The organism is Actinophytocola sp. (genome assembly GCF_036402745.1).
In the GTDB taxonomy this organism is placed as follows: Bacteria; Actinomycetota; Actinomycetes; order Mycobacteriales; family Pseudonocardiaceae; genus Actinophytocola.
Map to the genome: position 1 here is coordinate 1 of NZ_DASWSJ010000033.1, position 6,289 is coordinate 6,289.

7 protein-coding genes are annotated in these 6,289 nt (G+C 71.7%); 3 read left to right on the forward strand and 4 right to left on the reverse strand.

From position 1 onward, the window contains the following. On the reverse strand, window positions 1-1,038 hold a 1,038-nt coding region (locus VGD70_RS02740; protein WP_331077743.1), incomplete at its 3' end, for an acetyl-CoA C-acetyltransferase. A gap of 103 nt (window positions 1,039-1,141) precedes the next feature. On the opposite strand from VGD70_RS02740, the gene VGD70_RS02745 reads away from it, so the two are divergent. Further along, window positions 1,142-2,500, forward strand: a complete 1,359-nt coding sequence (locus VGD70_RS02745) for a 3-oxoacyl-ACP reductase (RefSeq protein ID WP_331077745.1) — start codon at window positions 1,142-1,144, stop codon at window positions 2,498-2,500. A gap of 1 nt (window position 2,501) precedes the next feature. Beyond that, entirely contained in the window at window positions 2,502-3,365 is an 864-nt protein-coding gene (locus VGD70_RS02750) for a MaoC/PaaZ C-terminal domain-containing protein (protein WP_331077747.1), read from the forward strand. Here VGD70_RS02750 and VGD70_RS02755 read toward each other — a convergent pair. Beyond that, window positions 3,362-4,000, reverse strand: coding sequence for a TetR/AcrR family transcriptional regulator (locus VGD70_RS02755; protein WP_331077749.1), 639 nt, complete (start codon window positions 3,998-4,000; stop codon window positions 3,362-3,364). The two genes, VGD70_RS02750 and VGD70_RS02755, sit on opposite strands and share 4 nt — an antisense overlap. Before the next feature lie 71 nt (window positions 4,001-4,071). Between VGD70_RS02755 and VGD70_RS02760 the strand changes: the two genes are divergently transcribed. Beyond that, complete coding sequence (locus VGD70_RS02760) at window positions 4,072-4,677, forward strand: SCP2 sterol-binding domain-containing protein (protein ID WP_331077751.1); 606 nt, start codon at window positions 4,072-4,074, stop codon at window positions 4,675-4,677. 10 nt (window positions 4,678-4,687) lie between these two features. Here VGD70_RS02760 and VGD70_RS02765 read toward each other — a convergent pair whose 3' ends face one another. Both VGD70_RS02765 and VGD70_RS02770 read right to left on the reverse strand, forming a co-directional pair. Beyond that, a complete protein-coding gene (locus tag VGD70_RS02765; RefSeq protein ID WP_331077753.1) occupies window positions 4,688-6,103 on the reverse strand; it encodes a hypothetical protein in 1,416 nt (471 codons plus the stop codon). Continuing rightward, on the reverse strand, window positions 6,100-6,289 hold a 190-nt coding region (locus VGD70_RS02770), incomplete at its 5' end, for a hypothetical protein (protein ID WP_331077755.1). The genes VGD70_RS02770 and VGD70_RS02765, both read right to left, overlap by 4 nt.

The following is a 6,289-nucleotide window of genomic DNA, read 5'->3' on the forward strand; positions in this document are numbered from 1 at the left end:
CCACGCGGCCAGCGTCGCGAGCACCTGCGAGGCGAACGCCTCGTGCAGCTCGTAGAAGTCGAAGTCCTGCAAGGACAGCCCGGCCCTGGCGAGCATCCGGGGCACCGCGTAGGCCGGCGCCATCAGCAGGCCCTCCCGGCCATGGACGTAGTCGACCGCCGCGGTCTCCGAGTACGTGAGATACGCGAGCACCGGCAGGCTGCGGGCGGCCGCCCACTCCTGCGACGCCAGCAGCACGGTCGACGCGCCGTCGGTCAGCGGCGTCGAGTTGCCCGCGGTCATCGTGCCGTCCGGGCCGCCGAAGACCGGCTCGAGCTTGGCGAGCTTGTCCGCCGACGAGTCCGGTCGCAGGTTCGCGTCCCTGGTGACGCCGAGGTAGGGCGTGAGCAGGTCGCCGAAGAAGCCGCGCTCGTAGGCGGCGGCGAGCTTCTGGTGGCTGGCGGCCGCGAGCTCGTCCTGCGCCTCCCGGCTGACACCCCACTCCTTCGCGGTGATCGCCGCGTGCTGGCCCATCGACAGGCCCGTCCGCGGCTCGGCGTTGCGCGGGATGTCCGGCACGACCTGCGTGGGCCGCAGCTTGGTGAGCGCCTTGAGCCGCGCGCCGACGCTGCGTGCGCGGTTGAGCTCGAGGAAGATCTGCCGCAGGTCCTCGTTGATCCCCAGCGGCGCGTCGCTCGTGGTGTCCACCCCGCCGGCCACCGCGGACTCGAGCTGGCCGAGCGCGATCTTGTTGGCCACCTGGAGCACCGCCTGCAGCCCGGTGCCGCACGCCTGCTGGACGTCGTAGGCCGGCGTCTCGGGTGACAGCTTCGAGCCGAGCACGCTCTCCCGGGTGAGGTTGAAGTCCCGGCTGTGCTTGAGGACCGCGCCGGCGGCGACCTCGCCGAGCCGCTCGTCCTGCAGGCCGAACCGGCTCACCAGACCGTCGAGGGCGGCGGTGAACATGTCCTGGTTGGAGGCGGTGGCGTAGCGGCCGTTGGACCTGGCGAACGGGAGCCGGTTGCCGCCGACGATCGCGACCTTGCGCACCTCAGCCATCTGTCACATCCCCGTGCTCGACATCGTCCCGGCTGGCAATTCTAACCTACTCGCGAGTAGGCTCGGCGTCGAATGAGGCCCCGACCACGGAAAGCGGAGCATCATGACCGACCGCTATCAGCAGTTTGCCCGGTCCGGCGTCGGCCGGCAGATCGTTCGCCGGCTCGGCCTGCCCAACCCCACCCCGCTGCGCCGGTACCGCCCCGGCGACCCCGCGCTCAACGGTCCGGCGCTGGTCGGCGCCGCGCGGGGCGGCCGCCTGCTCGACACCGTGCACACCGTGCTCAAGTCGGCCGGGATCGAGGCCCTCACCGAGCCGCTCGCCGCGGCCGAAGGTGCGCAGGCCCGGCACGCGGCGCTGGTGTTCGACGCCACCGGCATCACCACGCCGCAGCGGCTGCGTGAGCTGTACGAGTTCTTCCAGCCGGTGATCCGCTCGGTCGGCACCTGCGGGCGGGTCGTCGTGCTCGGCACACCGCCGGAGTCGGCCGGCGACCCGCGCGCGACGATCGCCCAGCGCGCACTCGAGGGCTTCACCCGCTCGGTCGGCAAGGAGCTCAAGCGCGGCGCCACCGTCCAGCTCGTCTACGTCGAACCGGGCGCCGAGGCGGCGGTCGAGTCGACGCTGCGCTTCCTGCTGTCCGCCAGGTCCGCCTACGTCGACGCCCAGGTGATCCGGGTCGGCACGCACGGCTCGCCGGCGGTCGAGCCGGCCGACTGGGACCGCCCGCTGGCCGGCAAGGTCGCACTGGTCACGGGTGCGTCCCGGGGCATCGGCGCGTCGATCGCGGACGTGCTTGCCCGCGACGGCGCGCATGTCGTCGCGCTCGACATCCCCGCCCAGGGCGACGAGCTGTCCGCCGTGGCCAACCGGGTCCACGGCACCACGCTGCAGCTCGACATCACCGCGGCGGACGCGCCCGCGCGGATCGTGCGGCACCTGAGCGAGCGGCACGGCGGGGTCGACATCGTCGTGCACAACGCCGGCATCACCCGGGACAAGACGCTGGGCAAGCTGAAGTCGTCGGCCTGGGACGCCGTGCTGACCGTGAACCTGGCGAGCCAGCTCGCGGTGAACGACGCGCTGCTCGAGGCCGGCGCGCTGCGGGAGAACGGCCGGATCATCGGCGTCTCCTCGATCGCGGGCATCGCCGGCAACGTCGGTCAGACCAACTACGCCACCAGCAAGGCCGGCGTGATCGGCATGGTCGACTCCTACGCCCCGCTGCTCGCCGAGCGCGGCGCGACGATCAACGCGGTGGCGCCGGGGTTCATCGAGACCAAGATGACCGCCGCGGTCCCGTTGTTCATCCGCGAGGCTGGCCGGCGGATGAACAGCATGTCCCAGGGCGGCCTGCCGGTGGACGTCGCGGAGACCATCGCCTGGTACGCGAGTCCGGGCTCGGCCGCGGTGAACGGCAACGTCGTGCGGGTCTGCGGCCAGAGCCTGCTGGGGGCCTGACATGGCGATCACCCAGCTCTCGGCCGCGCCGAGCCTCACCACGCTGTACCCGAAGGCGGTGCTCAGCGGCCTGCGGCGCAAGGGCGGCGACCTGCCGGACACGGAGTATTCGCTGGCCGGCGTGCGGGTGGATCCCGCGCATCTCGCCGCGTACAACCGGGTCTGCGGGTTCCGCCTCGGCGACGAGCTGCCGGCCACCTACCCGCACCTGCTCACCTTTCCCTTGCAGATCAAGCTGATGGCGGCCGGCGACTTCCCGTTCCCGCTGGCCGGCTCGGTGCACGTGGCCAACCGGATCACCCAGACCCGGCCGCTGCGCCTGGGCGACGAGCTGGAGCTGCGCGCGCACGTGGCGAACCTGCGGGAACACCCGCGTGGCAAGCAGTTCGACATGATCTCCCAGGCGCTGGTCGGCGGCGACGTCGTGTGGACCGACGTGTCGACGTACCTGCGCCGCGGCGGCGGGTCGGGTTCCTCCTCGACCACCGACTCGACCACCGACTCGACCACTGAGCAGCGTCGTGAGCCGCCGGCACCCACGGCGGTCTGGTCCGTGCCGGAGGACATCGGCCGCCGCTACGGCGAGGTCTCCGGCGACCGCAACCCCATCCACCTGCACAAGCTCACCGCGAAGATGTTCGGCTACCCGCGGGCGATCGCGCACGGCATGTGGACCAAGGCCCGCTGCCTCGCGGCGTTCGAGGGCCGGCTGCCCGGGGCGTGCACGGTCGACGTCCGGTTCAAGCTGCCGGTGCTCCTGCCGTCGAAGGCCGGCTTCGCGGCTTTCCCGGCCGACGACGGCTGGCGGTTCGAGCTGTTCGGCGCCCGCAACGGAAAGCCGCACCTCGAGGGGACGATCAGCTAGTCCACCGGGTGCCAGGTGTTGCCCTCGACCAGGTCGCCGAAGCCCATCCACGCGAGGTTCATCAGCCGCGAGGCGACGACCTTGCTGGGCACGTCGGGGTGGTCGAGCCACCAGTCGGCCAGCGACTCGGCGGCACCCACGAGCGCGGCGGCGAGAGCCTCGGTGGCGTTGTCGTCGAGGCCCTGTTTCGTGGCGACGCGGACCAGGAGGGTGTCGACGATGCTGATGGCCTGGTCGCGCATGGCGAGGAGCTCCTCGCTGAACGGGCCGCCCTGGGAGATGGCCTGGCGGTGCAGGACCTGCCAGCCCTCCCGCTGCTCGCCGACGAAGTCGAAGAACGCGCGCAGGCCGTGCCAGAGCTGCATGTCCGGCGGAAGCTCGACATGCACGCCGCGGGTGATCGCATCGAGGAGGTTGGTGGCTTCGCGGTGGATGCACGCGGCGAAGAGGTCTTCCTTCGAGCCGAGGTAGGCGTAGATCATCGGCTTGGAGACGCCGGCGACGTCGGAGATCTCGTCCATCGAGGCGTTGTGGTAGCCCTGGGCGGAGAACACGCGGACCGCCGCGTCGAGGATCTGGCGCTCACGCACCTCGCGGGGTAACCGCTTGACCCGCCGCCGCTCGTCCACAGTCACTGGAGCCTCCTGACGTCCCAGGCCAGGGTACCTACTCGCACGTAGCTTTACCGGTGAGTAGACAATTGTCCATGCGATTCAGGCGGAAGCCAGAGCCTGCGCCGGTCCGGGTGGCGGTCGCGCCGGGCGTGGACATCGACGCGTTCGCGCGGGCGGTCGACCCCCAACGGCTCGACGAGGCGCAGTTCGTGCAGCTCATCGACGTGCTGGACATGCTCGGCCGGGTCGGCACGGGCATCGAGCTGGCGAACATGCGGACGGACACGTTCGTCTGGTTCGTCTCGCGCGCGTCGACCCCGCAGCTGGAGCAGCTGATGGCCCACACGCACCTGCGGCACGTGGTGTTCGGCGAGATCTTCCGGCGGATGAGTGAGCACCTCGACCCGGTCCGCGCCGCCGACCTGCGCGCGGTGGTCCACTGGCGCTTCACCGGCGGCACGGGCGACGGCGGCTACGACCGCTTCCAGACCCTGATCGAGTCCGGCACGTGCGCGTCCGGCCGCCGCCCGACCCACGACGCCCGCGTGACGCTCACCCTGTCCCCGGTGGACTTCCTCCGCACCGTGACCGGCACGGTGAACGTGGCGATGCTCTTCATGCGCGGAAAGGTCAAGGTCCGCGGCGACATCGCGTTCGCGGCCGGCCTGATCAACTACTTCGACCTCCCGAAGCCCTGACCGTCACGCATCACGAGAAGTGCGCCCGCACGATGTCCGCGAGTACCGGCGCCACCCGGGCCACCGCTTCGTCGGTGAGCCGTCCCCCGGCGACGGGACCGGGGGCGAGGGTGACGCGAAGCGCGCCGGGCTTGTCCACGCTCGTCGTCGTCGCCAACCACACCTCGTACGGACGCGCGTCGACCCGGGGCAGGACGAAGCCGGGGTGGCCGCCGATCATGACCTGCCGCGCACGCGGATCGCCGGCCACGAACCCATGCGCCGGCTCCTCCCACAGCGCGACCGTCACCTGCACCAGCCGTTCCGGCGAGACGAAGTAGCAGTCGTCGTGCGCGGTGACCGCGCGCATCCCGGCGCCGAACTCCTTCGCGACCGAGTCCCGCGCCACCGCACAGTAGACGTCCGGGTCGGCCGCGGCCGTGAGATCGTCCGGCAGCGCCGTCTCGACGTAGGGGGCGCAGTCGGCGTTCTCGGGCAGGTCGGCGTAGGCGCAGGCACCCGCGAACGGCCGGTCCGGCTCGTCGGGCGCGTACAGCAGCGGGTGCCGTGGACGGCCATCGCCGGGCCGTTGCTTCAGGGTGGCCAGCACGGGTTCGAGCAGGGAGGTCACCTTGTCGCAGTCGTACGCCCTCAGTTGGGCCCGCAGGTCGCCGTCGGCGTGGGTGGTGACCTCGCGTCCCACCCGCCACTCGGCAGTACAGCTCGGCGCGTCGGGGTCCCGGTCGTCCAGCGTCGCGACCTCCACGCCGTCGATGGTCGTCCGCTGCCAGCCGTCGGCAGGGAAGGTGCCGGGGTCCCCGTACGTGAGCTCGAGCACGGCCAAGCTCTTCTTGTCGACGCAACTGTCCATGGTGTCGACGTGGTCGACGTCGGTGCCGGACACCGCCCGCAGCACCTCGCACGCCTCCCACCGCGGGTCGGCCCCAACCAGGCCCGGGTCGGCGAGGGCGGCCGCGGCGTCGGCGACCACGGGCTCCACGGCGTCGCACGAGGTGTCCTGCCGGAACTGGATCGCCAGCTCGAAGCTCACCGGAAGCGAGATCGTGCACTGCCCCACCGACGCGTCGACGTACGCCTTCGCCCCACCGAGATCACGCGTCGGAAGCCGCAGCCGATCCGCCGAGCCCAAGAGGTGAACCTCGACCTCGACACCGCCGCCACGCGCGGTCACCGAACAGGCGGACGGCCGCGCCGCGGACAGGCGCCCACCTCCCACGCCGGCCTCGAGCACCGCACACAGGTCAACCCGCCGCAACCCGTCGACGACGGCTCCCTCGTCACGATCCCGAGGCACGTCGACCGCCGGCCGCTCCCGCTCCGGCTGCGGCTTCGCCGGCTCCTCGGCCGAGCACCCCGCCACCGCGGCCACCGCGCCCACTGCCGCACAGCAGACCACGAGCCGCCGAAGGACCAACGCCGCGCTCATGTGGCGTACTTGGCGAGAAGCGGCGTCACGTCCTGCTCGAACTGCGAGATCAACCCGCTGAACTTCCGCGCGAGCTCGTTGAGCGAGGTCACGGCGTCGGCCAGGATGTCGGCCTGTTGGACCTGGAATCCTTCGGGCGCGGACATCTGAGGACCCCCAGTGATGCGCAGCGCGTTCCCCTCGAAA